The 25,124-nt window shown below is 76.9% G+C and carries 24 protein-coding genes; 17 read left to right on the top strand and 7 right to left on the bottom strand.

All coding sequences use genetic code 11. The features are described 5' to 3' along the window. Positions 1 to 25 precede the first annotated feature (25 nt). A complete protein-coding gene (locus IU369_RS17455; protein ID WP_217922260.1) occupies positions 26 to 1,045 on the bottom strand; it encodes an AraC family transcriptional regulator in 1,020 nt (339 codons plus the stop codon). Between the two features lie 193 nt (positions 1,046 to 1,238). On the opposite strand from IU369_RS17455, the gene IU369_RS17450 reads away from it, so the two are divergent. From IU369_RS17450 to IU369_RS17440, 3 genes are all read left to right on the top strand, one after another. Next, the gene (locus IU369_RS17450) at positions 1,239 to 1,466 is read left to right on the top strand and encodes a hypothetical protein (RefSeq protein WP_217922259.1); all 228 of its coding nucleotides are present in this window, start codon (positions 1,239 to 1,241) and stop codon (positions 1,464 to 1,466) included. A 76-nt stretch (positions 1,467 to 1,542) separates the two neighbouring features. Next, entirely contained in the window at positions 1,543 to 2,280 is a 738-nt protein-coding gene (locus IU369_RS17445; RefSeq protein WP_246551301.1) for a tetratricopeptide repeat protein, read from the top strand. After that, positions 2,277 to 3,020 carry a class I SAM-dependent methyltransferase gene (locus IU369_RS17440; RefSeq protein ID WP_343233255.1) on the top strand — a complete coding sequence of 248 codons (744 nt, stop codon included), beginning with the start codon at positions 2,277 to 2,279 and terminating at the stop codon, positions 3,018 to 3,020. Before IU369_RS17445 ends, IU369_RS17440 begins: the two co-directional genes overlap by 4 nt. A gap of 3 nt (positions 3,021 to 3,023) precedes the next feature. Here IU369_RS17440 and IU369_RS17435 read toward each other — a convergent pair whose 3' ends face one another. Continuing rightward, positions 3,024 to 5,099 (bottom strand): glycosyltransferase family 2 protein, encoded by a 2,076-nt coding sequence (locus tag IU369_RS17435; protein ID WP_217922256.1) that lies wholly within the window; start codon positions 5,097 to 5,099, stop codon positions 3,024 to 3,026. Positions 5,100 to 5,217: 118 nt separating this feature from the next. Between IU369_RS17435 and IU369_RS17430 the strand changes: the two genes are divergently transcribed. Both IU369_RS17430 and IU369_RS17425 read left to right on the top strand, forming a co-directional pair. Beyond that, positions 5,218 to 6,945 (top strand): GspE/PulE family protein, encoded by a 1,728-nt coding sequence (locus tag IU369_RS17430; protein ID WP_217922255.1) that lies wholly within the window; start codon positions 5,218 to 5,220, stop codon positions 6,943 to 6,945. Between the two features lie 160 nt (positions 6,946 to 7,105). Continuing rightward, the gene (locus IU369_RS17425; protein WP_217922254.1) at positions 7,106 to 7,318 is read left to right on the top strand and encodes a hypothetical protein; all 213 of its coding nucleotides are present in this window, start codon (positions 7,106 to 7,108) and stop codon (positions 7,316 to 7,318) included. Here IU369_RS17425 and IU369_RS17420 read toward each other — a convergent pair. Further along, positions 7,254 to 7,646, bottom strand: a complete 393-nt coding sequence (locus IU369_RS17420; RefSeq protein WP_217922253.1) for a hypothetical protein — start codon at positions 7,644 to 7,646, stop codon at positions 7,254 to 7,256. The genes IU369_RS17425 and IU369_RS17420 overlap by 65 nt on opposite strands. 131 nt (positions 7,647 to 7,777) lie before the next feature. Between IU369_RS17420 and IU369_RS17415 the strand changes: the two genes are divergently transcribed. From IU369_RS17415 to IU369_RS17395, 5 genes are read left to right on the top strand one after another with little or no spacing between them, the layout of a single operon-like run. After that, on the top strand, positions 7,778 to 8,101 hold the full coding sequence (locus IU369_RS17415) for a hypothetical protein (protein WP_217922252.1): 324 nt from the start codon (positions 7,778 to 7,780) through the stop codon (positions 8,099 to 8,101). 9 nt (positions 8,102 to 8,110) lie between these two features. Continuing rightward, positions 8,111 to 8,632 (top strand): RNA polymerase sigma factor, encoded by a 522-nt coding sequence (locus tag IU369_RS17410; protein WP_217922251.1) that lies wholly within the window; start codon positions 8,111 to 8,113, stop codon positions 8,630 to 8,632. Then, positions 8,625 to 9,200 (top strand): hypothetical protein, encoded by a 576-nt coding sequence (locus IU369_RS17405; protein WP_217922250.1) that lies wholly within the window; start codon positions 8,625 to 8,627, stop codon positions 9,198 to 9,200. The genes IU369_RS17410 and IU369_RS17405 overlap by 8 nt, the downstream gene beginning before the upstream one ends. Positions 9,201 to 9,232: 32 nt before the next feature. After that, complete coding sequence (locus IU369_RS17400; protein ID WP_217922249.1) at positions 9,233 to 9,718, top strand: ImmA/IrrE family metallo-endopeptidase; 486 nt, start codon at positions 9,233 to 9,235, stop codon at positions 9,716 to 9,718. Between the two features lie 57 nt (positions 9,719 to 9,775). Further along, a complete protein-coding gene (locus tag IU369_RS17395) occupies positions 9,776 to 10,675 on the top strand; it encodes an ARPP-1 family domain-containing protein (RefSeq protein WP_217922248.1) in 900 nt (299 codons plus the stop codon). On the opposite strand, the gene IU369_RS17390 is transcribed toward IU369_RS17395, so the two are convergent. Both IU369_RS17390 and IU369_RS17385 read right to left on the bottom strand, forming a co-directional pair. Then, the gene (locus IU369_RS17390; RefSeq protein ID WP_217922247.1) at positions 10,654 to 13,917 is read right to left on the bottom strand and encodes a UvrD-helicase domain-containing protein; all 3,264 of its coding nucleotides are present in this window, start codon (positions 13,915 to 13,917) and stop codon (positions 10,654 to 10,656) included. The genes IU369_RS17395 and IU369_RS17390 overlap by 22 nt on opposite strands. Then, entirely contained in the window at positions 13,914 to 16,889 is a 2,976-nt protein-coding gene (locus tag IU369_RS17385) for a PD-(D/E)XK nuclease family protein (RefSeq protein WP_217922246.1), read from the bottom strand. The genes IU369_RS17390 and IU369_RS17385 overlap by 4 nt, the downstream gene beginning before the upstream one ends. 315 nt (positions 16,890 to 17,204) lie before the next feature. Between IU369_RS17385 and IU369_RS17380 the strand changes: the two genes are divergently transcribed. The 7 genes from IU369_RS17380 to IU369_RS17350 are packed head-to-tail and all read left to right on the top strand — an operon-like array spanning position 17,205 to position 23,266. After that, positions 17,205 to 17,453 (top strand): DUF6506 family protein, encoded by a 249-nt coding sequence (locus tag IU369_RS17380; RefSeq protein WP_217922245.1) that lies wholly within the window; start codon positions 17,205 to 17,207, stop codon positions 17,451 to 17,453. Positions 17,454 to 17,505: 52 nt separating this feature from the next. After that, complete coding sequence (gene dinB, locus IU369_RS17375; protein ID WP_217922244.1) at positions 17,506 to 18,543, top strand: DNA polymerase IV; 1,038 nt, start codon at positions 17,506 to 17,508, stop codon at positions 18,541 to 18,543. Between the two features lie 23 nt (positions 18,544 to 18,566). Then, positions 18,567 to 20,069: a DAK2 domain-containing protein gene (locus IU369_RS17370; protein ID WP_217922243.1), complete on the top strand. Its 1,503-nt coding sequence runs from the start codon at positions 18,567 to 18,569 to the stop codon at positions 20,067 to 20,069. Then, positions 20,066 to 20,971 carry a DegV family protein gene (locus IU369_RS17365; protein WP_217922242.1) on the top strand — a complete coding sequence of 302 codons (906 nt, stop codon included), beginning with the start codon at positions 20,066 to 20,068 and terminating at the stop codon, positions 20,969 to 20,971. Before IU369_RS17370 ends, IU369_RS17365 begins: the two co-directional genes overlap by 4 nt. Before the next feature lie 15 nt (positions 20,972 to 20,986). After that, positions 20,987 to 21,862, top strand: a complete 876-nt coding sequence (locus IU369_RS17360) for a MauE/DoxX family redox-associated membrane protein (protein WP_217922241.1) — start codon at positions 20,987 to 20,989, stop codon at positions 21,860 to 21,862. After that, a complete protein-coding gene (locus tag IU369_RS17355; RefSeq protein WP_217922240.1) occupies positions 21,846 to 22,472 on the top strand; it encodes a hypothetical protein in 627 nt (208 codons plus the stop codon). The genes IU369_RS17360 and IU369_RS17355 overlap by 17 nt, the downstream gene beginning before the upstream one ends. Then, complete coding sequence (locus IU369_RS17350; RefSeq protein WP_217922239.1) at positions 22,466 to 23,266, top strand: hypothetical protein; 801 nt, start codon at positions 22,466 to 22,468, stop codon at positions 23,264 to 23,266. Before IU369_RS17355 ends, IU369_RS17350 begins: the two co-directional genes overlap by 7 nt. Before the next feature lie 18 nt (positions 23,267 to 23,284). On the opposite strand, the gene IU369_RS17345 is transcribed toward IU369_RS17350, so the two are convergent. Together IU369_RS17345 and IU369_RS17340 are read right to left on the bottom strand one after the other, a co-directional pair. Next, complete coding sequence (locus tag IU369_RS17345; protein ID WP_217922238.1) at positions 23,285 to 24,463, bottom strand: HD-GYP domain-containing protein; 1,179 nt, start codon at positions 24,461 to 24,463, stop codon at positions 23,285 to 23,287. A 131-nt stretch (positions 24,464 to 24,594) separates the two neighbouring features. Continuing rightward, positions 24,595 to 25,065, bottom strand: coding sequence for a single-stranded DNA-binding protein (locus IU369_RS17340; RefSeq protein ID WP_217922237.1), 471 nt, complete (start codon positions 25,063 to 25,065; stop codon positions 24,595 to 24,597). Between the last annotated feature and the right edge of the window lie 59 nt (positions 25,066 to 25,124).

The raw sequence follows: 25,124 nt of genomic DNA, 5'->3' as shown, positions 1-25,124 counted from the left end.
CCGAGCCGTCCGCGTCGCGTCGGGGTCATGGGTCGGGGGCGGGCCGGCGCACCCGGACGGGTGCGCCGGTGATCGACGCGACCCGCGGGGCGCGCGCCCGCCCGTCGCGCCGCACCGTCCCCGGCGGGACCCCGACGACGCGCTTGAAGGCCCGCGCGAACGCCGCCTCCGACCGGTAGCCGAGCCGGTCGGCGAGCTCGGCGACCGTCACGGCCTCGGTCGCGAGGGCGTCCCGGGCGAGCTGCATGCGCCACCGCGCCACGTACTGCATCGCCGGCTCGTCCACGAGCGCGGTGAAGCGCGCCGCGAACGCCGACCGCGACATCGCGAGCCGGTCCGCGAGCGACGCGACCGTCCACGGCCGCGCGGGCTCCCGGTGGATGAGCGCGAGGGCCCGACCGATCTGGCGGTCCTGCAGCGCACCCAGCCACCCCGTCCGCGCGGCGGGGGCCGTCTCGATCCACGTGCGGATCGCCTGGATGACGAGCACGTCGGCGAGCCGGGTGATGACCGCCTCGCCGCCGGGCCGGAAGTCGGCGGCCTCCGCCGCGATCAGGTCGAGCACGCCGCCCATGCGCGCCGCCCGCGGCCCGTCCGCCGCCGCCACGTGCACGGTCCGCGGCAGGATCCCCGTGAGGTTGTCGGCGATCGGGTGGTCGAACCGCACGGCGCCGCAGATCAGGAGGGTCGGGGCGCCGCCGCCGCCGTGGCGGAGGACCTCGTAGCGGTCGCTCGGCCGCTCCAGGTCGAGGTCGGTGACGACCGGGGCGGGGACGCCGTCGGCGCTGCGCAGCGCGTGGCCGTCGCCCTGGGGCACGAGCGCGACGTCGCCGGGGCCGAGCCACGCGGCGGGAGCGCCCGCGACCTCCAGCAGCGCCCTGCCGGCCGTGACGACGTGGAACCACAGGTACCCCGGCATCGCCGGCAGGGTCAGTCCCCACGGGTCGGTCAGCTCGGAGCGGCAGTAGAACGCGCCGTCCATCCGCAGGAAGTGCAGGGCCTCGCCCAGCGGGTCGGGCGCCGGCCAGGTCACGCGGCCGTCCATGCGCCGGAGTATGACCGAGGTCCGTGGCCCGGGAGGGCTCCGGCCCGGCGCGGTGAATCCACCCCGCCATGGTGAAGATCCGCGTAACCCCGATCCGGTGGCGCGCCCCCTCAAGTCGGCTCGCGCTACAGTCGAACGTGGAGAAACGGACAGACGGCGCGGCAGGGGCCGCGCGCTCCCCCGAGGAGGGGACATGACGGAGATGGACGGGCGGCCCGGGGCCGCCGAATCGGGTTGCGTGGGTCGCATGAGTGCCGGCGGCTGGGGCCGCTACCACCGCGACGACTGCATCGACGCCCCCCACCGGGGCGATCCCGGCGTGCGCGACGTGGTCCACGGACCGTGGCGCTACCTCGCCGCGCACTGGCAGCCGTGCCCGCGGTGCGCCCCGCCGGTGCCGCAGCAGCTGGTCGCCGCCTGACCCGCGTACCGCCCGGGGCCGCCCCCGCCGCGGCTCCGCTACGGTGACCCCTCGGAACGACCGGGAGGGACGCACCGTGGATGTGACCGAGGCGACGTTCGACGTCGATGTGATCGAGCGCTCACGCGAGCTGCCGGTCGTCGTCGACTTCTGGGCCGCGTGGTGCGGGCCGTGCCGCCAGCTGGCGCCGGTGATCGAGGCCGCCGTGGAGCGCCGCGCCGGGGCCGTCCTGCTCGCGGAGGTCGACATCGACGCGAACCCCGGTCTCGCGCAGACCTACCGGGTCATGAGCATCCCCTACGTCAAGGGCTTCCGCGACGGCGCCCCCGTCGCGGAGTTCGTCGGGATGCAGCCCGCCCCCGCCGTCGAGGCGTTCCTCGACCGCCTCGTCCCGTCGGCCGTCGAGCGGCTCATCGCCGCGGGCGACGAGGCGTCGCTGCGCGAGGCCGTCGAGACTGAGCCGGCGAACGTCGCGGCGCGCACCGCCCTGGCGCGGCTCCTGCTCGCCGACGACCGCGCCGCGGAGGTCGCCCCGCTGCTCGAGCCCGTCGCATTCGACCAGGGCGCCGCGGCGCTGCTGTCCCGGGTGCGGCTCACCGGCCTCGACCAGCCCGACATCGCGGCCGGCATGGCCGCCCTCGGCCGGGGGGACTACGAGCAGGGCCTCACCCACCTGCTCGACGCCGTCCGCGTCGCCGGCCCGGACCTGCGCGACGACCTCCGCAGCGCCATGCTCGGCGTCTTCGCGGAGCTCGGCGAGCACCACCCGCTGTCGGTGCGCTTCCGGCGCCGCCTGGCGCAGGCCCTCTACTGAGCGAGGGCCGCGGGGGGTTCACGCCTCCCGCCAAGCCCGAGGCGATCGACCTCTTCGCGGGCCTCGCCGGCCCGGCCTACTCCCGCCGCGCGGCGCTCCTGTCGATGGGGCAGGAGCCGCGCTGGCACCGGATCCTGGTGCAGCGGCTCCCGGTGGGTCCCGACGACCACGTCCTCGACGTCGCGACCGGCACCGGCGCCGTCGCCGAGCGGCTGGTGCTGGCGCACCGGTGCCGGGTGACGGGCATCGACCAGAGCCCCCACATGCTCGCCGCCGCGAGCCTGCGCCTGCAGGAGGCCGGCATCGCCCAGCGGGTGACGCTGTTGGAGGGCGAGGCGGAGCACCTCCCGTTCGACGACGCGACGTTCGACGGCCTGACGGTCACGTACCTGCTGCGGTACGTCGACGACCCCCTCGCGACGCTGCGCGAGCTGGTCCGCGTGATGCGTCCCGGCGCCCCGTTCGCGAGCCTCGAGTTCGGCGTGCCGCCGCGGGCGCTGCCCCGGGCGGCGTGGCGCCTCTACACGGGCGCGGTCCTGCCCGCCGGCGGCGCCGTGGTGGGCGGCCGCCGCTGGTGGCACGTCGGGCGGTTCCTCCACCGCTCGATCCCCGACCTCTACGCCCGCCACCCCCTGCCCGCGCTGCTCGACATGCACCGCGAGGCGGGGCTCGCGGAGCTGCGCGTGCGCCGTCCCTCGTTCGGCGGCGCCGTGATCATCCACGGGGTCCGCCCCGCCTGATGCTCAGGCCCGGGCGAGGGCCTTCTGCTCGGCGCTCCCCCCGACGGCGAGGACGGCCTCCTCGGTCGTCAGCCCGTGCGGGGTCTTCTCCCAGTGGAAGGGGTTGCGGACCAGCTGGTAGAGCGCCCGCCACGCGGCGATGGAGTGGAGGCACCAGTAGAGCGGGTTCAGCAGCGCGTACGGCAGCAGGTGGTGGATCCGGCGGCGGCCGACGGCCATCGCGTTCAACGCCACCATCAGGGCGTTGCCGACGACGAGGTTGACCGCGCCGACGACCTCCATCGGGCCGGGCAGCAGGTCGGGGACCTCGGGGGCGCCGATGAGGTGCGTCGCCCAGATCAACGTCACGAGCCACATGAGGGGCGCGACGAGGAACGTCAGCGGCGTGCCGAGGATCAGCAGCACCAGCCCGACGACGCCGCGCACGCCGGCGGCGCGCGCCGTGCGGATCGGCCGTCGCGTGTGGACGAGGCCGGTCTGCATGTAGCCCTTGATCCACCGGGTGCGCTGGCGGATCCACGGCCAGTAGCGGCCGCAGGCCTCCTCGTACGTGGTGGAGGGGATGACCCCGACGCGGTACCCCTCGGCCGCGGCGCGCAGGCCGAGGTCGGCGTCCTCGGTGACGTTCCACGCGTCCCAGCCGCCGAGGTGCCGCAGCACCGCGGTGCGGAAGTGGTTGGAGGTGCCGCCGAGGGGGATCGGCAGCCGCAGCCGGTCGAGGCCGGGGAGCATGTAGTCGAACCACCACGAGTACTCCAGGGTGAACATCCGCGTGAGGAGGTTCTCCTTGGCGTTGAAGTAGTTCAGGCGCGCCTGGACGCACACGAGGTCGTCGCCCGCGGCGCGGAACGCCGCGACCGCCTCGCGCAGCTGGCCCGGCTCCGGGCGGTCCTCGGCGTCGTAGATGACGAGGAACTCGCCGTGGCTGAAGACGAGGCCCATGTTGCAGGCGCGCGGCTTCGTCTGGGGACGCCCCGCCGGGACGATCACGAACTTCACGGTGTCCGGGGGGTCGGCGGCGCGCGCCGCCTCGATGGTGGCGGTGTCCTCCTCCTCCATCAGGAGCAGGATCTCGAGCTTCTCCTGCGGGTAGTCGAGGGCGCGGAGGTGGCCGACGAGGCCGCCGACGATGTTGGCCTCCCCGAAGACCGGCACCAGCACCGTGTAGATCGGCAGCTCGTCGTCGGGGATGCGGGCCGCCGCGACCGGCCCGCCGCGGCGCACGGTGCTCCACCCGGCGACGGCCGTGACGAGCTTGAAGCCGACCGCGACCAGGAAGCCGAGGTTCGCGGCGCAGCACAGGACGATGGCGGTGAGGACGGGCCAGAGGAGCGCCGCGGTCGCGAGGCCCGCGAGGACGCCGGCGATCGTCGCCCGCTGGCCGCCGGTGAGCGGGTGGCGGGCCGACGCGAGCGGGTCGCTCTCGTAGAGGGCGTTCGCCGCCTCGTGGGCGAGGCTCTCCGCGAACACCCGCCGCAGGACGGCGTTGACGTCCCACTCGGTCGTCGCGAGGAACACCACCTCGACGGCGTGGCCGAGCTCATCCCGCAGCGCCTCGTGGACCCGGGCGTCGGGTGGCTCGGCGGTGGCGACCCAGACGACGCGGCCCCGGCGGTCGACGGGGAGCCAGCCCTCCGCGGCCATCCGCGCGGGCGAGAAGCACCGCAGCAGCGGCTCGTCGATCTCGGTGCGGGTCAGGTCGCAGAACCCGATGCCCCACATCTCCCCGAGCACGCGGTGCAGGTCCTGGCGGCGCACGAGCCCCATGGAGAGCAGCACCCGGCCGATGCGCTCCCCGCTGGTGCGGTGCGCCGCGAGGGCGCGGTCGAGGTCGTCGGGCGCGAGCAGGCCGTGGCGGAGCAGCGCGTCGCCGAGGCGCTCACCCGTCCCGGTGGGGGCGGTGGGATCGGTGAGGGGGGACGGCGCGAGCGCCGCCGCGACCTCGGCCCCGGCGCGGGTGACGGGGTCGCCGGCGTCGCCGCCCGCGGGGGTCCGGGGCGCGCGGAGCACGGCGGCGGCCGACGGGGTCAGCCATCGGGCGAGCCGCGCCAGTTCGATGGCGTCGCGCAGTCGTCCCACGCCCCGTCATCGGCGGTGCGCCCCCGCATCTGAGGACCAGGGCGTCCGCGCCGCTCAGGGACGGGGCCCGCCGGCCGATGAGGGGGGCGGCAGGTCGTCGAGACATGAGGGAAGCGCCATGGCGCAGCAGCAGGCAGCGGGCGGGACCGTCCAGGCTCCGCCGCGGGGCATCGGCGAGGTCCTGATCGAGATGGGCGCGATCACGCGCACCGTCCTCGAGGGGGCCCTCCAGCGACAGCGCGAGGAGGGTGGACGCCTCGGCGAGATCCTCGTCGCCCAGGGCAGCATCTCCCCCGAGGTGCTCGGCGACGGGCTCGCCCGCCGCCTGAGCGTGCCCCGGGCCCGCCTCTCCGCCGGCATCGACCCCGCCGTGCTGAACCTGCTCGACGAGCGCAGCCGCCACCGCTACCGCGTCATCCCGATCGCCGTCGAGGCCAACGGCACGCTGGTTCTGGCGATGGCCGACCCCGCCGACGTCCTCACGCTCGACGACCTCCGCATGATGGTCGGCCGCGACGTCCGCCCGGCGCTCGCCCTCGACGGCGAGATCGACGCGTTCCTGAACGCCGGCAGCGTCCACGCCGACAACTTCCTGTCGGGGCTCGTCCGCGAGGCCGGCCCCACGACGGGCAACGCCGAGGACTTCGGCAACGACCTCGCGGCGATCAGCGGCCAGGACGCCCCCGTCGTGCGGATGGTGGGCTCCGTCGTCTCGCGCGCCGTGGAGGAGGGCGCCTCCGACATCCACCTCGAGGCGCAGGCCGACGAGATGCTGGTGCGGTACCGCATCGACGGCGTGCTGCGGACGGTCGCGGCGATCCCGTCGAACCTGTCCCGCGAGGTCACGAGCCGCATCAAGGTCATGGCCGACATGGACATCGCGGAGCGCCGCGTGCCGCAGGACGGCCGCGTCAGCCTCACCGCCGCCGGCCACCGGCTCGACCTCCGCGTCGTCACCGTCCCCACCGTGCACGGCGAGGGCGTCGTCATCCGGATCCTCGACACCTCGAACGCGATGCGGAAGCTGACGGAGGTCGGGTTCTCCCCCGAGACCCTCGAGCGCTTCTCGTCCTGCTACCGCCGCCCCTACGGCGCCGTCCTCGTGAGCGGGCCGACCGGCTCGGGCAAGTCGACGACGCTGTACGGCGCCCTGCACGCCCTGAACACCGGTGACCGGAAGATCATCACCGTCGAGGACCCCGTCGAGTACCGCCTCGCCGGCATCAACCAGGTGCAGGTCAACGCGAAGGCCGGGCTGACGTTCGCCACGGGCCTGCGGGCCCTGCTGCGGAGCGACCCCGACGTGATCATGGTCGGCGAGGTCCGCGACGGCGAGACCGCCCAGATCATGATGCAGGCCGCCCTCACCGGTCACCTCGTGATGGCGACGATCCACACCAACGACGCCGCGAGCGCCCTGACGCGCCTCACCGAGATGGGCGTCGAGCCGTTCCTGTCGGCCTCCGGCGTGCTCGGCGTGCTGGCCCAGCGCCTCGCGCGGCGGCTGTGCATGGAGTGCCGCGCCCCGGTGGAGGTCCCCGCCCAGACGCTGCGGGAGTTCGCCGGCACCACGAACCTGCCGGACGGGGTGACCGACCCGGCCGTCATCTACCGCTCCGTCGGCTGCGCCGCGTGCCGCCAGACCGGCTACAAGGGGCGCCTCGGCATCTACGAGATGCTGACGATGAGCGAGGACATCGAGCGCCTCACGGCCGCGTCGGCGCCGTCGTCGGAGATCCGCCGCCAGGCCCGCCGGGAGGGGATGCGGACGATGCGCGAGGACGGCGTCCTGAAGGTCCTCGCCGGCCAGACCACCCTGAACGAGCTGAGCCGCACCGTCGCCTGAGCCGGGGCGGCCCCCGCCGCCCCGACCGACGCGGGTCCCACCCCCCCGGGGAGGGAGCATCCGAACCCTCCCCACGGGGGGTGGTCGGCGTGCGCGGGCGTCCTACCGTGGTCTCGCGGGCGGCGGTGGACCGCCCCGGGTACCGGACGCGGGGGACGACGTGATCGACGTACTGGACATCGACCGGTGGGCGGCCGAGGTGGCGACCGCCGAGGCCCACGACCTGCGGCTCGCCGTGCGCGACGTGGTGCTGTCCGGCGGCGGCGTGTCGGGGGCGCTCGACGAGGTCCGCCGGCGCCTGGCGCGGCTCACGCCGGGGCAGCGAGAGACGGTCGTGGGAGCGATCGGGCTGGCGCCGGGCTCGTTGCGGTAGCGGCGGCGCGCCGCCCGCCGCGGCGCGGCCACTCGGACGGCGCGAGCTCCCCGGCGAGGGCCGCCCGGTACGACGGCACGTCGGTGAGGTGCATGCTCACCAGCACCAGGTAGCGGTCGGCGGTGTGGACGTCCATCACCATCCCGCCGCGCCGCGCCGCCCGCAGGCGCCGCTCCGCCGACTCGGCGTCCATCCCGAACCGCTCCGCCGCGCGGCGTGCGAGCTCGCCGAGCGAGAGGCCGTCGCGGCGCATCTCGCGTTCGATGACGCCCATCACCTCGTCGCTCCAGACCCAGCGCGGCGTCACCATCACCCCCGTCGTCGCCACGGTGCCCTCCCTGTCGCGTGTCCCGACGGGCGGTCACCTGACCCGCCCCGGCCTCTTACGGACTACTCGCCCGTAAGCCCCCTGCTTCCCGGCGGTGACGACGGATGTGAGACGGGCCACCGGGAGGCGCGATGGAGGAGGAGGGGCGGGCGTTCGCCGACGACACCGAGCTGGCCGAGATGGCGTCGCTCGGGGTGCGCCTGGCCGTCGACGCCGGACGCGGGGCGATCGCCTCCGTCCTGCAGCCCGTGGCGCGCGCCGCGTGGGCCCGCGTCGAGGACGGCGGCGACGACGGGGAGCTGCTCGAGGAATGCGCCCGTGCCCACGCGGCGCTGCGGATGCGGGTCGGCGCGACCGGCGAGCGGCGGTTCCTGTCCTCGGTCGTCGCCCACCTCACCGGACCCGGCGCGGCGCGGGCCGGGTCCGGCCATAAGATCGACGGCGACCGGGGGTGACTCCCGAACGTGACCACCGACGAATCGGACGCCGAGGATGACCGCCTGCTCGCCCGGGACGACCTGGGCGCCCTCTTCGCGCGCCACTACGACGACCTCGTCGTCCACGCCCGCATGCGCATGGGGGCCGCGGGGGCCGAGGACGTGGTGCAGGCCGCGCTGCTGCGCACCCTGCGCGAGCTGCGGGGCGGCAGGAGGTACACGATCCCGTTCCGCGCGGTCGTGCACCAGCACGTGCGCTGGGCATGTGGTGACGCGTTCGGGGAGACGCCTCCGGGATCCCTGCCCGACGGGTGGGACGTCGCGGACCCCCGTGCCGCCGACGCATACGAGGCCGTCGACGCACGACTGCTGGTCGAGGACGTCCTCGCGGCGCTGCCGCCGCGGGATCGCCGGGTGATGTCGCTCCGCGTCATCGAGGGGCTCGGACCGGAGCAGATCGCCGCGGCGCTCGACATGAGCCGCAACGCGGTCGACCAGGCGCTCTGGCGCGCCCGGCGGGCGATCGGACGGGAGTGGGCCGGTGGATGACCACGTCCTCGCGCTGTTCGAGGACTTCGCGGCGGCACGTGCCCGCGGTGAACGACCCGACCCCGGCCCGTACCTGGAGCGGGCGGGCGACGGCGCCGCCAACCTGGCGGGGCTGATCATGGAGCACGTCGGGTCGTCCCCGCCGCCGGATCCCCTCCCCGAGGTCGTCGCGATGATGGAGGCCCTGGTCGACGGTGAGCCCCCCCTGCTGGGGGCGCGGCTGCACCGCCGGCTCGGGGTCGACGCGGTCGTCGCGGCGCTCCTCGGCACGCTCGGCATCGACGCCTCCCGGGCGGCGAAGGTGAAGCGGCTCTACCAACGTCTGGAGGGCGGCCTGATCGACACGGGACGCCTCGACCCCCGCCTCACCGCCGCGATCGGTGACGCCCTCGGGATACGGCCGCGCGACGTCGCGTTGGGATCGCTCCGGGCGGGGACCCCGCCCGCGTCGACGGTGCGGTTCGCCCGCGTCGCCGACCCCGCCTCCCGGTTCGAGCCCACGGCCCCGGGGTCCCCGGTCGCCGACGACGCGCCCGACGAGATCGACCGCCTCTTCGGCCTGGCGTGAGTCACCCGCGCCGCCCCGGCGATCCGCGCGCCGTGCGGCTCCGCGACCGGCACGCCGAGGTGTTCGGGCCCGCCGGTCCGCCGGTGCCGGTGGAGTCGATCGCCGAGGACCTCCTCGGCCTGCACGTCGACGAGGCGCCGCTGCCGGTCTCGGGTCTGCTGCTGCCCGCCCGCCGGGAGGTGTGGCTGAACGCCGACGAGGCCCGCCAGAGCCCGGCCCGGCGACGGTTCACGCTCGCCCACGAGATCGGCCACTGGGTCTGCCAGGTGCGCGAGGGCAGGGGCGCGCCGATCCACTGCCGCCTCGAGCCCGGCGGGCCGCCGGTCGCCGACCCCCTGGAGCGCGAGGCCAACGTCTTCGCCGCCGAGCTGTTGATGCCCGAGGACGCCGTCCGCGCGATGTTCGCGTCGGGGACCGCCGTGGACGCGCTGGGGACGGCCTTCGGCGTCTCGCCACCCGCGATGGGCTGGCGGCTCTACAACCTCGGCCTCGTGGACCGGCCCCCACCCCCGGCGTAAGACCCGGCGCGACCGCCGGTGACGACCTCCCACGCGCACACCACCGGGAGGCCCGCCATGAGACTCGACCAGACCGATCCACCGCAGGCCGGTGACGTCGTCGCCCACGACGGCGTGTGCGTGCTGCCGCTGTTCCCGCGCCGCGCCCCCGTCGCGGGCTACACGACCCTCGACGCCGCCCTCGCCGACGGGTTCCGCATCACGGAGATCGACGATGCCGGCGACGTCGGCCGCCTGCGCGTGACCAACCCCACCACCGCGGCGGTGCTGCTCTACGACGGCCAGGGGGTCGTCGGCGCCAAGCAGGACCGCATCCTCGACGTGACCGTCCTCGTCGCGCCCGGGTCGACGGTCACCGTCCCCGTCTCGTGCGTCGAGCAGGGCCGCTGGCGCCACTCCACCCCGGCCTTCGCCGCCGCCGGCCACACGAGCCACCCCGAGCTGCGGCGCCGCAAGGCGGAGCGGCTGTCGGAGCGCATGTCGCCGGGTGCGGCGCAGCACGAGGTGTGGGCGGCGGTCGCCCAGAAGTCCGAGCGGCTCGGGGTGCGGTCGCCGACGGCGGCGCAGTCCGACGTGTTCGCGGACCGCGCGCCCGACCTCGACCGCCTCGCCGCCCGCTTCCCGGCGCAGGCCGGCCAGTGCGGGATGGTGCTGGGGCTGGCGGGCGCCCCGGTCTGCGTCGATCTGTTGTCCCGTCCCGACGCGTTCGCGGCGCTGTACCCCATCCTGCTGCGCGGCTACCTCATGGACGCGATCGAGCACCTCGGCGGTGCCGCGACGACCGCGGACGCCCTCGAGGGGTTCCTCGCCGCCGTCACCGCCGCCGACGTGCGGCCCGGTCCCGCCGTCGGGCTCGGTCGGGACCTGCGCCTCGCCGGCCCGGGGGTGGTGGGCTCCGGCCTCGCCCTCGACGACGAGGTGCTCCAGCTCTCGGCCTACGCCGTGGCGGTCACCTGACCGGCCGCGGCGCGGGCGAGGTCGTCGGGGTCGCCGGGTGACACCTCGACCCCGGCGCGCAGGAAGACGTAGGTGATCCGCGCGACCGGCATCCCCGTCGCCTCCGTCAGTCCCATGGCGTAGAGCCCCGCCTGGAGGCGGTAGTCGGCGAGCCGGGCGGGGACGTCGGCGGGGCCGACGTCGTCGGTCTTCCAGTCGACGATCTCGAGCCCGGCGGCGGTGGGGATGACGAGGTCGATGAACCCCTCCAGCACGACGTCGCCGCGCCGCAGGGCGAACGGGACCTCCCGCAGCGACCCCGCCGCCTGCCGGGCCCGCATCGCGGCCTCCGACAGCAGCGCCGACCGCACCAGGTCGGCCACCTCGCCGGCGCGCTCCGGGACCGCCTCCGCCACCGCCTGCGCCGCCGCGACGGCGTCGACCTCGGCCGGCCCGGAGGCGAGCGTCAGGCTCTGGATCGCGGCGTGGACCGCGCGGCCCACCCGCGACCCGCCCCGCCCGCGCGCCCACGGCTCGTCGCCGCCCTCCGCGCCCCGCGCCGGAAGCGCCTCCTCGCGGGTCGCGGCGGCGATGCCCGTCGCGCTCGTGTACCGCACCCGCCGCGCCCGGACGACGAGCTCCGCACGGGCCGCGGCGTGGTCGCCGGCGGGCGGGGTCACCTCCAGGTCACCGAGCGGCGTCGGCGCGTCGCCCGCCGCGACGGGGGGCGGCTCCCACCGCGGCGCGAGGTCCGTCGCCCCCGCCCGGATCAGGCGCGCCGCCCCGCTCCGGGTGCTCCGCGTGGCGTGGTGGTGCAACGACACGACGAGGTGGTCCCGCGCCCGGGTCGCGGCGACGTAGAGGAGCCGCGCGCCCTCGGCCCGCTGGTGGTCGGCCTCGCGCTCCTCCGCCGCCGTCACGTCGCCGACGGCGAGGCGGCGCAGCGACGTCTTCGACCCGACGGTCGCGACCACGCGGCCGGCGTCCAGCGACACCGTGGGGGGCGGCGCCCACGGGGGGTTCGCCCCGATGCCCGCGAGGATCACGACGGGGAACTCCAGCCCCTTCGACGCGTGGATCGTGAGGACCCGGACGGCGTCCTCGTCGTCGTCCAGGCCGGAGCCGTCCCGGTCGAGCATCGGCCCCCGGGTGCGCTCCTCCAGCCACGCCGTGAACGCGCGGAGGCCCTGGGGCCGGTCGGCCTCGAACGCCCGCGCCTGCTCCAGCACGAACCGCGCCCGCCGGTAGGCGTCCCGGTTGCCGGTGTCGACGAGGCCGACCTCCACCAGCCGCCGCTCCGCCACGAACCGCTCGACCACCGTGGCGAGCGACGCGTCGTGCCGCCGCAGGTGGTGGTCGCGCAGGCAGCGCAACCCCTCCGCCACCGGGCCCGGCGCGCCGTCGAGGGCGGGCGCCAGGTAGTTGAAGCGGAACCCGTCACGGCGGTGCCGCGCCAGCTCGACGTCCGAGCAGGCGAACGCGACGCTCCGCAGGGCGCCGACGACGGCGACCTCGTCGCTGGGGTCGTCGATGGCGGTGAGGCAGTTGATGAGATCCCGCAGCTCCTGGGTGCGGAACACCAGCGACCCGCCCTCCACCCGGAACGGGACCCCCGCGGCCCGTAACGCCCGCTCCAGCACGCTCAGGCCCGTGCGCGCCGGGATCAGCACCGCGATGTCCCGCAGCCGGACGGGGCGGGGCGCGGCGTCGCGGTCCTGCACCTCCCAGCCCTCGTCGATCGCCGCACGGCACGTCGCCGCGACGTCGGCGGCCTCGATGGTGCGGAGATCCCAGGCGCGCTCCGCCGACGGGCCACCCATCCAGGCCACCCCGGGGCCGGCGAGGGCCGTGTCGCGGTCGGCGCCGATCGGCACGTAGGGGGGCTGCAGGGCCGGGTCGGCGATCTCCCCGAAGAGGTGCTCCATCACCCCGTTGACCCAGTCGATGACCACCGCCCGGGAACGGCGGTTGCCGGTGAGCGACGGCAGGTCGCCGCCCTGGTCGCCCACCCGTGCCCGCACCGCGGCGTAGACGGCCATGTCCGCCCGCCGGAAGCGGTAGATCGACTGCTTCGGGTCGCCGACGAGGAACAGCCGCCCCGGCTCGAGCGACCCGTCGTCGAGCGACGCGAACGCCTCCGCGATGTCGACCTGCCAGGGGTCGGTGTCCTGGAACTCGTCGATCAGCAGGGCGTCGTACCGCGCGCGCAGGGCGGCCCGCGCCGCCGGGTCGGATCGCAGCACGTCGCGGGTCCAGAGGATCAGGTCGCCGAACAGGAGCGTGCCGGCGCGCCGGCGGACCCCGGCGTCGTGGAGCGTCACCCGGGCGAGCCACGGCAGCACGCCGCAGAGCGCCTCGGCGCGGGAGGCCTCCAGCAGCGCCTCCAGCCGCGCGCCCGCCGCGAGGGTGGTGTCGCGGGCGTGGGTGATCCGCTCCCTCCCGCCCCACGCGGCCGCCCGGCCGCGGTTGCCCATCTTCGTCAGGCCGAGGGCGGTCACCGCCGGGAGCCGGGCGTCGCGCTGCCACGGCTCCACCCCCCGCAACGTCTCGACGGCGGCCCGCAGGGCGTGCACGTGGGCGGCGCAGAGGTCCTCGTCGGGCACCGTGCTGCAGTCGACGGCGAGCAGGTCGCGGGCGACCTCGTCGATCACCTCCCACCGCGGGGCCGGGGCCGTCGGGGGGGCCGCGACGATCGCCCGCGCCACGTCCTCCCGTTCGGCGAGCGCCGCCCCGAGGGTGCGCAGCCCGCCGATCGACAGGCCGCGGCCGAGCGCGACGTCGATCGCCCGGCCGTCGTCGTCGTCGGGGTCGACCCGCTCGAGGTCGCCGCGCCACCGCTCCTCGAAGCGCCGCTCCGCGGCGAGCTGGTCGAGCACCGTCATGTCCGGGTCGATCGCGGCCTCCGCCGCGAGGGCGCGCAGCAGTGCCTGCCCGAACGCGTGGATCGTGGAGAGCTGGGCGCGGTCGAGGCCGTCGCGCGCGGCGGCGCAGCGCCGGGCGACGGCCGGGTCCGCCGCGGGGTCCGCGACGATCTCGTCGAGCCCGCCGCGCACCCGTTCGCGCAGTTCGGCGGCGGCCCGCTCGGTGAAGGTGATCGCCGCGATGCGGTCGATCGGGACGCCGCTCGCGACGAGGGCGACCACGCGGTCCACCAGCGCCCGCGTCTTGCCGGTGCCGGCGCCCGCCTCGACGAGCATCGTCGCGCCGAGCCGCTCCCGGATCGCCCGCCGGGCGGCGTCGTCGGGTCCCGCGGCGGTCGTCACGCGTCGCCCCCGCCTTCGGGCGCGCCCGGGGCCTCCGGCGCGGCCGCGCGGGCCACCCCCGCCCACGGCCGCACCCCGTCGTCGTCGGCCTTCCGCGCGAAGTCCTCGCCGCGTCCCCGTGTGCAGATCCGCGTGAAGTCGCAGTGCCCGCAGTTCGCGAACTCGACCCAGTGCTCCGAGAACTCGCCCGGCACCGCCGGGAACGACCCGGCGGCGACGCCGTCGGCCACGGCGCCGACGGTCGCGGCGAAGCGCGCGTCGGTGTCCGGGCCGGAGTCGCAGCCCACCCGCTCGAATCCGCCGCGCGACGAGATGTACCAGTAGCTCGCGCGGGCGGGCGCGCCCCCCGCGGCGAGGAGGTACACCGGCAGCTGGAGGCGGGTGCCCCCGGCGAACGGGTCGGACGGGTCGTCGTCCGGCTTGCGGCCCGTCTTGTAGTCGATGATCTCGAGGCGCCCCGTGACGGGGTCGCGGTCGATCCGGTCGATGTAGCCCCGGAACCGCTGCCCCCGGGGTCCCTCCGCCGCCATCACCTGCTCGAAGCTCTCGGGCACGGCGCCCGTCTGCCGCCGGAACTCGGTGTCGGCCAGCAGGAACGTCGTCAGGTCGGCGCGCAGCGCCCGCTCGTCCTGGCGCGTGAACACCGCGAGCCCCGCGCGTCCCCGCACCCGGGCGTCCGCGAGGTGGCCGGTGAGGATCTCCTGGGCGCGCGCCTCGTCGGCGGCGGTCCACGCCTCCCGCACCGCCGGCCGTCCCTCCCTGCGCGCCTCGGTGAAGAAGTCCTCGAGGGTGCGGTGCATCAGGTTGCCGCGGGTGAGCGGGTCGATCGTCTCGTCGTCGGACGGCTCGTCGGGCACCCGCAGGCCGAGCAGCGTCGAGAGCAGGAACCGGAAGCCGCAGGCGCCGTAGTTCTCCAGCCGCGTCGGCGACACGACCCCCGGCACGCGCATCCAGTCGCCGGCGTTGAGGCCCGACAGGTTGCCGTCCCACTCCGACAGGGTCCGCCCCCGCCGTGCGCGCAGCATCGCCAGGGGCCGCGCGAGGGGGTCCCCCGCCGGGGCGGGGCCGCCCGCCTGCACCCGCAGCACGGCGCCCCGCAGCCCCGCCTCCCACGCGTCGACCGCGGGGCCGCGCAGGTGGGCGGCGAGGGGCGACGGCGGCGTGGAGAGCCAGTCGGTCGCGGGGTGCTCCCGCAGGGCGGTGGCCGTGGCGATCGACGGGTCCCGCCGCCGAGCCGCCTCCAGGGCGAGCGGGGACGGGTAGCGGTCGTGGGCCCCGGCGCCCTCGTAGAGCGGGCAGGTCATGACCACGGACGCGCCGCACGCGACGGCGCGCTCGGCGGCCTCGCGACGCCGCTCCACGCGGAGGGCGGCGTCCTCGACCAGCGGGTGGCCGTCGGCGCGCAGGGCCGCCCACGCGGCGTCGGGCACCAGCGTGTCCGCCCCGGGACCGGCGGGCAGAAGCCCCTCCGCCGCGCCGCACACGACGACGTGCCCGAAGCGCAGCCCCGCCGCGGCCCGGTGGTCGGCGATCAGCACCCCCTCGCCGGAGCGTCCCTCGCGAATCGCGGCGGCCTCCAGGTTCACCCGGAGGGCCCGGTGGAAGCTCGCGAGCGTGAACGTACCGCCCACCGCGTCGATGGTCCCGAGGCGCTCGATCTCGGCCTGCACCTCCGCCATCCCGGCGGCGTCCGGCTCGAGGTACGCCGCGACCGTCGCCCCGAGGCGGCGCAGGAAGTCGGCGGCCGGCCGTTCATCGCGCAGCTCCACGAGGCGGGTCCAGAGCGCCTCGACCACCGCGAGCAGCTCCGTCGCCTCGTCGACCTCCTCCTGCAGCCATCCGCGGTCGAACCCCTCGCGGGCGGCGTCGTCCATCTGCTGCACGCGGTCGGCGGCGAGGGCGCGGACGCCCTCCCGCCAGCGGGTGATGCCGTGGGTCACCCCCGCGGCGCGCGAGTGGCGGTCCCACCGGCCGAGCCGCAGGCGGGCGGTCCCCGCGCCCGCGGGCAGCTCGCGCCGCATCGGGGCGACGCTGAGGGCGTCGATGAACGCCGTGCGGGAGAGGTCCTCCAGGGCGATCTCCAACAGGGCGAGCACCCCCCGGCCGGCGGGTGTCTCGACGAGCGGCAGTCCGGGCGTCGCGGCGGCGGGGACGCCGGCGGCGGCCATCGCCTCGCGCAGCGGACGGGAGTACGCCGGGTCGGCGCCGTGGAGGATCGCGACCTCGTGGACGGCGGCTCCCCTGTCGAGGGCGACGAGCACCGCCCGGACGGCCTCGCGGGCCTCGCTCGCCAGGTCGGGGGCCAGCACCAGCCGCACCGCGTCGCCCGGCACGGGTTCCGCCGCCCACGCCACGCCGCCGCGCGCCCGGCCGAGCGCCTCCAGCAGCCGCCGGCCCGCGGCGGAGGGCGGCCCCGGCGGCACCAGGTGGACGGTCCCGAGCTCCGCCGCGACCGCCGGGTCGTCATCGACCGCGTCGGCCGCCGCGTCGAGCAGGTCGTCCTCGTCGTAGAAGCCGGCGATCTCCCCTCGCCACAGGCCGTAGAGCCGCATGACCTCCGCCAGGTGCGGCCCCGCGCCGGCGGGCGGGGGCTCGCCGCCGACGAGGCCCCCGCGGCGCAGGCGCGCGAACAACCGCCGCAGCGCCCGCCCGAAGCCGGGGAGGTCGGCGATCGGGGTGAGGGGCGGCCGCGCGCCGTACCCGACGCGCTCCGCGACGTGGTCGCCGATCGGCCGGGCCAGGGGCCGTCGGCCCCCGGCGGCGAGGCGGCCGGCGCCGAGCAGCTCGGCCAGGCGGGGGAGCGTCTCGAAGCGGACCGCGGCGAACGGCCCCCGCTCGGCCAGCGCCCGGCGCATCTGCAGCGCGGCGACGTGGGAGGGGGAGATGACCGTGACCGGCGCGAGCGGGTCCGCGCGGCGTCCGGCGGCGATCGCGTCGAGCAGGGCCTCCCGGGACGGGGCGGGCGCGCTCACCCGTCCACGGTACCCCCGCGGACGGACGCCGCCCGCCCGCCGTTCCGCCGCACCTGCGGACGACCGATGAGTCGCCCGCGATGGGCGGGTCCGACCGTCTACGTGACCGATGCGGGGCCGGGTCCCGCGCGGCCGGGGGGCACCCCACGCGGCACTCCGGGCTGCTGCCGGCGGCGCTTGACCTCGACCACGGTCGAAGGTGCACCCTCCCCTCACGGTCACGGAGAGGGGAGAGCGGCATGGTGAGCTGGGCGTACGTCTACCTGGCGGAGGGCGCGGCACCCGGGGGCGAGCGGTACGTGCGCGACGGTTCCGGTGAACGGACGACCCTCGTGGCGGTGCCCCGACGAGGGGTCGGCGGCGCGCGTCGCCGCGACCCTCGCCGACGAGGGGGTCGGGCTCATCGAGCTGTGCGGAGGGTTCGGGCCGGAGGGCGCCGCGCGCGTGATCGCCGCCGTCGGCGGTCGGGTCCCCGTCGGCACGGTCGGCTTCGGGATCGAGTCGCTCCAGGGGGCGGCCGCGTACCAGCGCGCGGCGGAGGGGGTGTCCACCGGCGCGGGGTGACGGCAGGGGCGGCGACCTCCGGCGGGCGCGATAGCCTCGACCGCACCCGGCCGTGATCGCCCACCTCGACATCGACGCGTTCTTCGCGGCCGTGGAGATGCACCGCCGCCCCGAGCTGCGCGGACGCCCGCTCGTCGTGGGCGGCGACCCCCACGGGCGGGGGGTGGTCGCGACGGCGAACTACGCGGCCCGCGAGTTCGGGATCCGGTCGGCGATGAGCGCCGCCGAGGCGCTCCGGCGCTGCCCCGAGGTGGTGTTCGTGCGTCCCGACATCGCGCACTACCGCGAGTGGTCGGCGCGGGTGTGGGACCTCGTGCGCGGCATGTCGACAGCGGTCGAGGTGCTCGGGCTCGACGAGGGCTACCTCGAGCTCCCCGACGAGGACGCCGGCGCCGCCGCCGACGCGATCCGCGTCGCGGTCGGCCGGGAGGTGCGCCTGTCGTGCTCCCTCGGCGTCGCGACGTGCAAGGTCGTCGCGAAGGTCGCCTCCGACCACGACAAGCCCGGCGGCGTCACCGTCGTCGCGCCCGGGGACGAGGCCGCGTTCCTCGCCCCCATGCACGTCCGCGCCCTGCCGGGGGTGGGGCCGCGCACCGAGCAGCGCCTCGCCGCCGCCGGCATCACCCGCATCGGGGAGCTCGCGGCCCTCGACGACGAGGGGCTGCGGGCCGTGGCGGGGGGCCGCAACGGCGAGGACCTGCGGCGGCGGGCCCGCGGCATCGACCCGCGGCGGGTCGAGTCGGTGCCGGCGGAGCGCATCTCGATCTCGTCGGAGCGCACGTTCGCCCGCGACGTCCGCGACGGGGTGCAGCTCGAGGCGATCGCCTGCGAGCTGGCGGAGCAGGTCGCCGGGGTGCTGCAGCGGCGCGAGCGGGCCGCCCGCACCGTGACGATCAAGCTCCGGTACGCCGACTTCTCGACCGTCACGCGCGGATGGACGGTGCGGGCCGCCACCGACGACGCCGCCGCCATCCGGCAGACGGCGTGCGCGCTGCTGCGACGTGCCCTCGCCGAGCGCGCCGGGCCGCTGCGGCTGATGGGGGTCGGCGTGTCGGGGCTCAGCTCCGAACGCCAGCTGACGCTCTTCTGAACGTCCCGGGTAGGGTGGATGCGATGAGCGGCCCCGGCACCGCCACCGCCCCCGCGTCGGGGGAGGACGTCGCCCGCGTCCTGGCGGGTGCCCGCGCCGCGCTCGCGGCCCGGGTGGACGAGGTCAACGACCTCAACGTCTTCCCGGTCGCCGACGGCGACACCGGCACCAACATGCTGCTCACCGCCGCCGCGGTCGAGGACGCCGCGGCCGCCACGACCGGCCTGGCGCGCGCCGAGCGCGCCGCCGCCCTCTCCCGCGCCGCCCTCGTCGGGGCGCGCGGCAACAGCGGCATGATCCTCTCCCAGCTCGTGCGGGGCGCCGCCGAGTCCCTCGCGGCGGAGGACGGACCCCTCGACGGCGCCGCGCTCGCCCGCGCCCTGCGCGGCGCGAGCGACGCCGCGTACGGCGCGGTCCGCGCGCCCGTGGAGGGCACCATGCTGACCGTCACCCGGCGCATCGCCGAGCGTGCCGAGGGCGCCGGCACCGACCTGGCGGCGGTCCTCGACGCCGCCCTCGCGGGGGGCCGCGACGGGGTGGCCGAGACCACGTCGCTGCTGCCCGTGCTCGCCGCCGCCGGCGTCGTCGACTCCGGCGGCCTCGGCGTCACCATCCTGCTGGAGGGCGTCGCCGCCGCCCTGACCGGACGCGAGCCGCCCGCCGCCCCCGGCGGCGCGGCGCCCCGCGCCCCCGCCGCGGACCACCCGCCGTCGCGCCACCGGTACTGCACGACCTTCCTCGTGGAGGGGGCCGGCATGGACCTCGACGCGCTGGAGGCGACCCTCCGCGCCCACGGCGACAGCCTGCTGGTGATGGGCGACGCGCGGCAGGCCAAGGTGCACATCCACACCGACGCCCCCGAGCGCGCCGCCGCCGCGGCGGGTGCGATCGGGGCCGTGGACGCGGTGCGCTGGGACGACATGCGCCGCCAGGAGGCCGCCCGGACGGCCCGCCTCGCCCCGCGCGACGCCACGCCGTCCTCGTGCGCGGCCGTCCTGGTGGCCGACGGCGCCGGGGTGCGCGAGCTGGCGGAGGGGCTCGGCGCCCACGCCCTGGCCCCCGGCGGCGGGGCCGCCGCCGTCGCCGCCGCGATCGCCGCGCTCGCCCCCGCGGGCGTCGTGGTGCTCGCCACCGGCGCCGACGCCGCCGACGCGCGCGCCACCGGGGGCGCGGAGGTCGTCGAGGCGGGGTCGGCCGCCGCGCTGCTCGCCGCCCTCGTCGAGCTCGACCCGTCGGGGGACGCGGGGGAGGTCGCCGCCGCGATGCGCGACGCCGCCGCGGGCGTCGCGGCCATCGACGTGGACGGTGCCGGCGACGCCCTGCGCGACGCCCTCACCGGCGCGCTCGCCCCGGTGCTGGCCGGGCGCGGCCCGGCGCTGGTGACGGTGCTCGTCGGCCGCGACGCCGGGGTCGACCCGGCCGTCGTCGAGGGCTGGGTCCGTGCCGCCGCCGGCGACGGGGACGTCGAGGTGGAGGCCCACGACGGCGGCCAGGCCGCCCCCGCCCTCGCGGTGGGCGTCGAGTGATCGACCCCGGCCGGCGGCTCGACGCCGCCACCACCGCGATCGTCGTCGACTCGTCGTGCGACGTCCCCGCCGACGTGCGCCCCCCGTCGTGGCGGGTCATCCCGATCCCGGTGACGTTCGGGTCGGAGACGCTCGCCGACGGCGTGGACATCGACGCCGCCGGGTTCTACGCGCGCCTCGAACGCGCCGACCGCCTGCCGACGACCGCCCAGCCGTCGCCGGTGGTCGTCGAGGAGGTGCTCCGCGACGCCCTCGCCACCCACGAGACCGTGATCGCCCTGCCGTTGTCGCGCCGCCTGTCGGGGACCGTCGACGGGGTCCGGGAGGTCGCCGCCCGCATCGACGACTCCCGCATCACCGTCGTCGAGAGCGGATCGGTGACCGTCGCCCTCGGGCTGATCGCCCTGCGCCTCCAGGCGGCGCTCGCGCGGGGCGTCACCGCCGGGGAGGCCGTCGCGCTCGTCGGGGCGCTGTCCGCCGCCCACCGCGCCGTGTTCAGCCTCGAGACCCTCGAGTACCTCCAGCGCGGCGGGCGCATCGGCCGCGCCCAGGCCGTCGCCGGATCGCTGCTGCGGGTCCGCCCGATCCTGCAGATCCTCGACGGGGAGGTCGCCCCCCACTCCCGCGTGCGCGGCGCGCACCGGGTGCTGCCGGCGATCGAGGAGTTCGTGGTGGCGCACTCCGACCCCGACCGGGTGCTGCACGTCGCCTACGCCCACTCGCGGCGGCCCGACGTGATCCCGGAGCTGCAGGAGCTGGTGGCGCGCGTCCGGCCCCGGGCGGTGACGGAGCTGACCGGCGAGGTGGGCCCGACGGTCGGCACGCACGCCGGTCCCGGCGCGTTCGTCGTGGCGTTCGTCCACGATCCGCCCGATGGGGACGGCACCGGCCGCACCCACTGATACCGTCGGCCGCCGGTGGACCTGACGCTCCGCATCATCGTCGCCGCGGTCCTCGCGGGCGCCGCGCTCGCCAAGGTGCGCGACCCCCGCGCGCTCGTCGCCGCCGTGGGCGACCACGGCGTCCCACCGCGCCTGCGGCCGGCCGTCGCCGTCGCGCTCGTCGTGGTCGAGGCGGCCCTCGCGGTGCTGCTGCTCGTGCCGGCGACCGCACGCGCCGCGGGTGTCGGCGTGGCCGTGCTCGGCCTCGTGTTCGCGGGCTCCCTCGGGGCGATGCGCCTCCGGGGCCGCCGCCGCACGGGGTGCGGGTGCTTCGGCGGGACGCGCGAGCGTCCGGTGGCGCTGCTCGTCGCGCGGGCCCTCGCCCTCGCCGCGGCCGGCGCCCTGGTCGCGACGGGGGCGCTCGACCGGGCGTGGCCGCCGCAGGAGGCGCTCGTCGCGGCCGCCCTCGCCGTGCTGGCGCTGGCGGTGGGTGTGCTGACCGTGCTGGTGCTCGCGCTCTACCGGCAGGTGGGGGTGCTCGAGGCGCGCCTCGGCCCCCGCGCGGCGCTGGAGCTGGAGGAGGAGGGGCCGCCCCTCGGCGCCCCCGTCCCCGCCCTCGAGGAGCTTCGGGGCCGCGGGTCGGAGCTCGTCGCGTTCTCCTCGCCCGGCTGCCGCCTGTGCGCCCAGCTCGTCCCCGCGCTCGCGGCGATCGAGCGCGAGGGCCACGACGTCCACCGGGTCGACGAGTACGAGCGCCCGTCCGACTTCGCCCGCTTCGCCGTGCCGGGGACGCCGTTCGTGGTCCACGTCATCGACGGCGTCGTCGTCGCGAAGGGGCTCGTGAACACGCTGGAGCAGATCGAGGAGCTCATCGCGCTCGGAGAGGAGCGCCTCGGTGCCGCGGCCCTCTGACGAGGTCAACCGCGCGGCGGAGGGGTTGTCGCGCCGCCTGGCAGGCACCGCGACCCGCCGCTCCTTCCTCGCGACCGTCGCCGCCGCGGCGCTCGCGGTGGTCGGGGCGGCGCCCGCCGCGGCGCAGGGACGCCGCCGCCGGGTGGTGCGCGGCACCCGCCTGACGCGCGAGGGCTGGTACGGCTTCTGCGGCCACACGTGGACGACGGGCTCCTGCCCGAGCCCGTACGAGCTGCCGCGCATCGACGCGCGCGGCTTCCCGCTGCGCCCCCACGACGGCCTGCCGATCGACAACCTCGGCCGCCCCATCGACGCCCTCGGCCGCCCCGTCGACCCCGCCGGCAACCTGCTGCTCGCCCCCGACGGCAGCCCGCTGACGCCCGCCCCGCGCACGCGCATCTGCGAGGACTGGGTGCCCGCGCGGCACGGCGTCGAGACGCGCACCCAGGGGGCCTGGTACCGGTGCTGCAACAACCAGATCCGCAAGCTCGCCGACTGCTGCTCGACGAGCCGGGTGCGCATCAACGGCGACGCCTCGCTGCGGGGCTACTGCCGCCCCGGCCGGCGCGTCTACTGCGTGATGTACGTCGACACCGGGGTCCCGTGCTGAGGTCCGCCCTGGCGGTCGCCGCCGTCCTCGCCGCCGCCGCGGCGCCCGCCGCCGGTCAGCAGGCGGGTCTGAGCGGCGCCTACGACCCGGCGGCGTCGGGCGCCGCCGTCGCGGTGGGGGTGCTCGACGCCGGCGGGCCGGCGGTGGTGGTGCGCGCCCCCGGCGCCGGGCCGGTGCGGTACGAGGGCGCCCGCGCCCCCGCCCTCGACGGCCCCCGGCTCGCCTACGTCGACGCCACCGGCCTGCGGGTGGTGGCGTGGCGCACCGGCAAGGAGCTGGCGCGCGTCGACGGCCCCCTCTCCAAGCCGGCGATCGACTGGCCGCGGATCGCCTACGTGCGGCTCACCCCGTCGGGTGGGCAGCGCCTCGAGCTGCGGAACCTGGTGACCGGCGTGACCCGCCTCGTCGCGCCCGCGGGGCGGGGGATCGACCTGGGCCGCCCGGCGCTGCGGGGCGGCCTGATCGCCTGGCACGTCGCGGCGGGGCGGCGGTCGCAGATCCGCATCACGTCGGTCGCGCGCCTCGGGGCGGGGAGGGTGGTGGCGTCGTCGGTGACGGGGCTGCAGGTCAACCCGTCGCTCTCCGACGGCCGCATCCTCTGGGTCGAGCAGGCGGCGTCGAGCTCGTACCTGCGCCTGCGTCCCATCGAGGGCGGCCGGGTGCGGACGCTCGCGACGTTGAACAGCCCGAACATGATCCTGTGGACCACGGCGCTCGGCCACCGGCGCGCCTACGTCACCCGGTGGGCGCCGACCCGCGGGCGCGGCCAGGTCGTCTCGCGCGCCTGGCGCTGAGGGGGCGGGGGCCCGGCGTCAGCCGGTGATGCTCGCGAGCTGCTGCTCGTGCCGCTCGTCGCTGACGGCGGCGGTGCGATCGGGTGGCGCGTCCGGCGGGCCGTCGAGGTCCTGGAGGGTGTCGGAGATGACGACGTCCCACGCGTCGGCGAGCTCGAACTCGTAGGCGGTGACGGGCGCGCCGTCGGGGTCGTGGGTGACGCGGATCGTCGGCCGGTTGATGTGCTCGCGCCGCACCCGGGAGACGAGGCCGCGGCGGCCGTCGCTCAGCTGCACGGCGACGCCCTCGGGGTAGGGGGCGACGGTGTGCTTGAAGATGCGGACCAGGTCGAGGGGGAAGGCCGTGCCGGCGAGGCTGAGCACCAGCTCCCACGCCTCGTGGGTGGGGCGGCGGGCCTGGTAGACGCGCATCGACGAGACGGCGTCGTAGACGTCCGCGATGCCCGCGATCTGGGCGTGGACGTGGAGGTCCTCGCCGCGGCCGTGGGGGTAGCCCTTGCCGTCGAGCCGTTCGTGGTGCCCGATGACCGCGACCCGCGAGAGCGACGAGAACGCCCCCTCCTCGATCAGGTCGAGGCCCGCCTGGGGATGCTCCCGGACGATGTCCATCTCGTCGTCGGTGAGGCGCCCGGGCTTCTGGAGGATCTCGGCGGGGATGAGGAGCTTGCCGACGTCGTGGAGCAGCAGGCCGAGGCCGAGCTTCTCGAGGCGGCTGTCGATGCCGTCGCGGCGGACGTTGCCGCGCCCGTCGGTCCAGCCGTGCCGGCGGAGGGCCTCGTCGCCGAGCATGAGGCCGAGCACGCAGACGTTGAGCGAGTGGCCGAGGGTGTGGGCGTCGAACGACTGGAGGTCCATGAGGGCGGAGACCATGTGGCCGCTCTGCCGCAGCTCCCGCAGGAGCGCGGAGACGACGCCGCCGAGGCGCTCGATCTGCTCGCCGTGGATGCGCGTCGAGCGGCCGTTCGCCGAGATCGACGTGAAGGTGCTGCCCAGCTCGCGCACCGCGCGGTCCCGCAGCTCGGGCGAGATCGGCTCGGTGGGGGTGATCCCCTCCGACACCGCGTCGTCGACGTAGACGGCGAAGACCCCGGCGCGCTCGAGCCCGGCACGCACCCGGTCGGTGACGAGGGCGTCGGGTTGCAGGAGCGGCAGCCGCGCCCCGCCCGAGCAGGAGTAGACGGGCCGACCGAGCCGCATGCCCGGCCGTAGCCGGGAGACGGCGACGATACGCACACAGTGGGCTTCGGCACCGCCCCCCGCGTTCTTGACGACGCCGCCCGGCACCGCCCGTCCGCCGGGGCGCCCGCGGGCGCCCCGGCGGGGGTCGGTCAGAACGGGATGTCGGTGTCCCCGGCCGCCGCGCCGCCGCCGTTCGACGAGCCGCCGCCGGACGCCGCGGCGCCCACCGGGGCGAGGTCGTCGGCGTTGCGCCGCTCCTGCCAGCCGCCGCCGCCCTCGCCGTCGCCGCGGCTGTCGAGGAAGAAGACGTCGTTGGCGATCACCTCGACGGACTGGCGCTTGCTGCCGTCCTGGGCCTGCCACTCACGCCACGACAGGCGACCGTCGACGCCGATCCGCCGTCCCTTGGCGAGGTACGTCGAGGCGGTCTCGGCCTGACGGCCGAAGACCGTCACGTCGAAGTAGTTGGGCTTGTCGGTCCACTGGCCGTCGTCGCCGCGTCCACGGCTCGAGCACGCCAGGCGGATCGAGCAGATCGGGTCCCCGCCACCGGTGTGGCGCAGCTCCGGATCACGCGTCAGGCGCCCCACCAGGGTGACGCGGTTCAGGTCGGCGGGCATGTCGCCACCTCCACACATCGGATGCCGGCTGCGAACGCCACCCATCCTGACCCCCGGGC

It is taken from the genome of Miltoncostaea oceani, from assembly GCF_018141545.1.
Taxonomy (GTDB): Bacteria; Actinomycetota; Thermoleophilia; order Miltoncostaeales; family Miltoncostaeaceae; genus Miltoncostaea; species Miltoncostaea oceani.
Note: the sequence above shows the minus strand (reverse complement) of the source record. Positions and strands in the feature narration are given on the sequence as shown.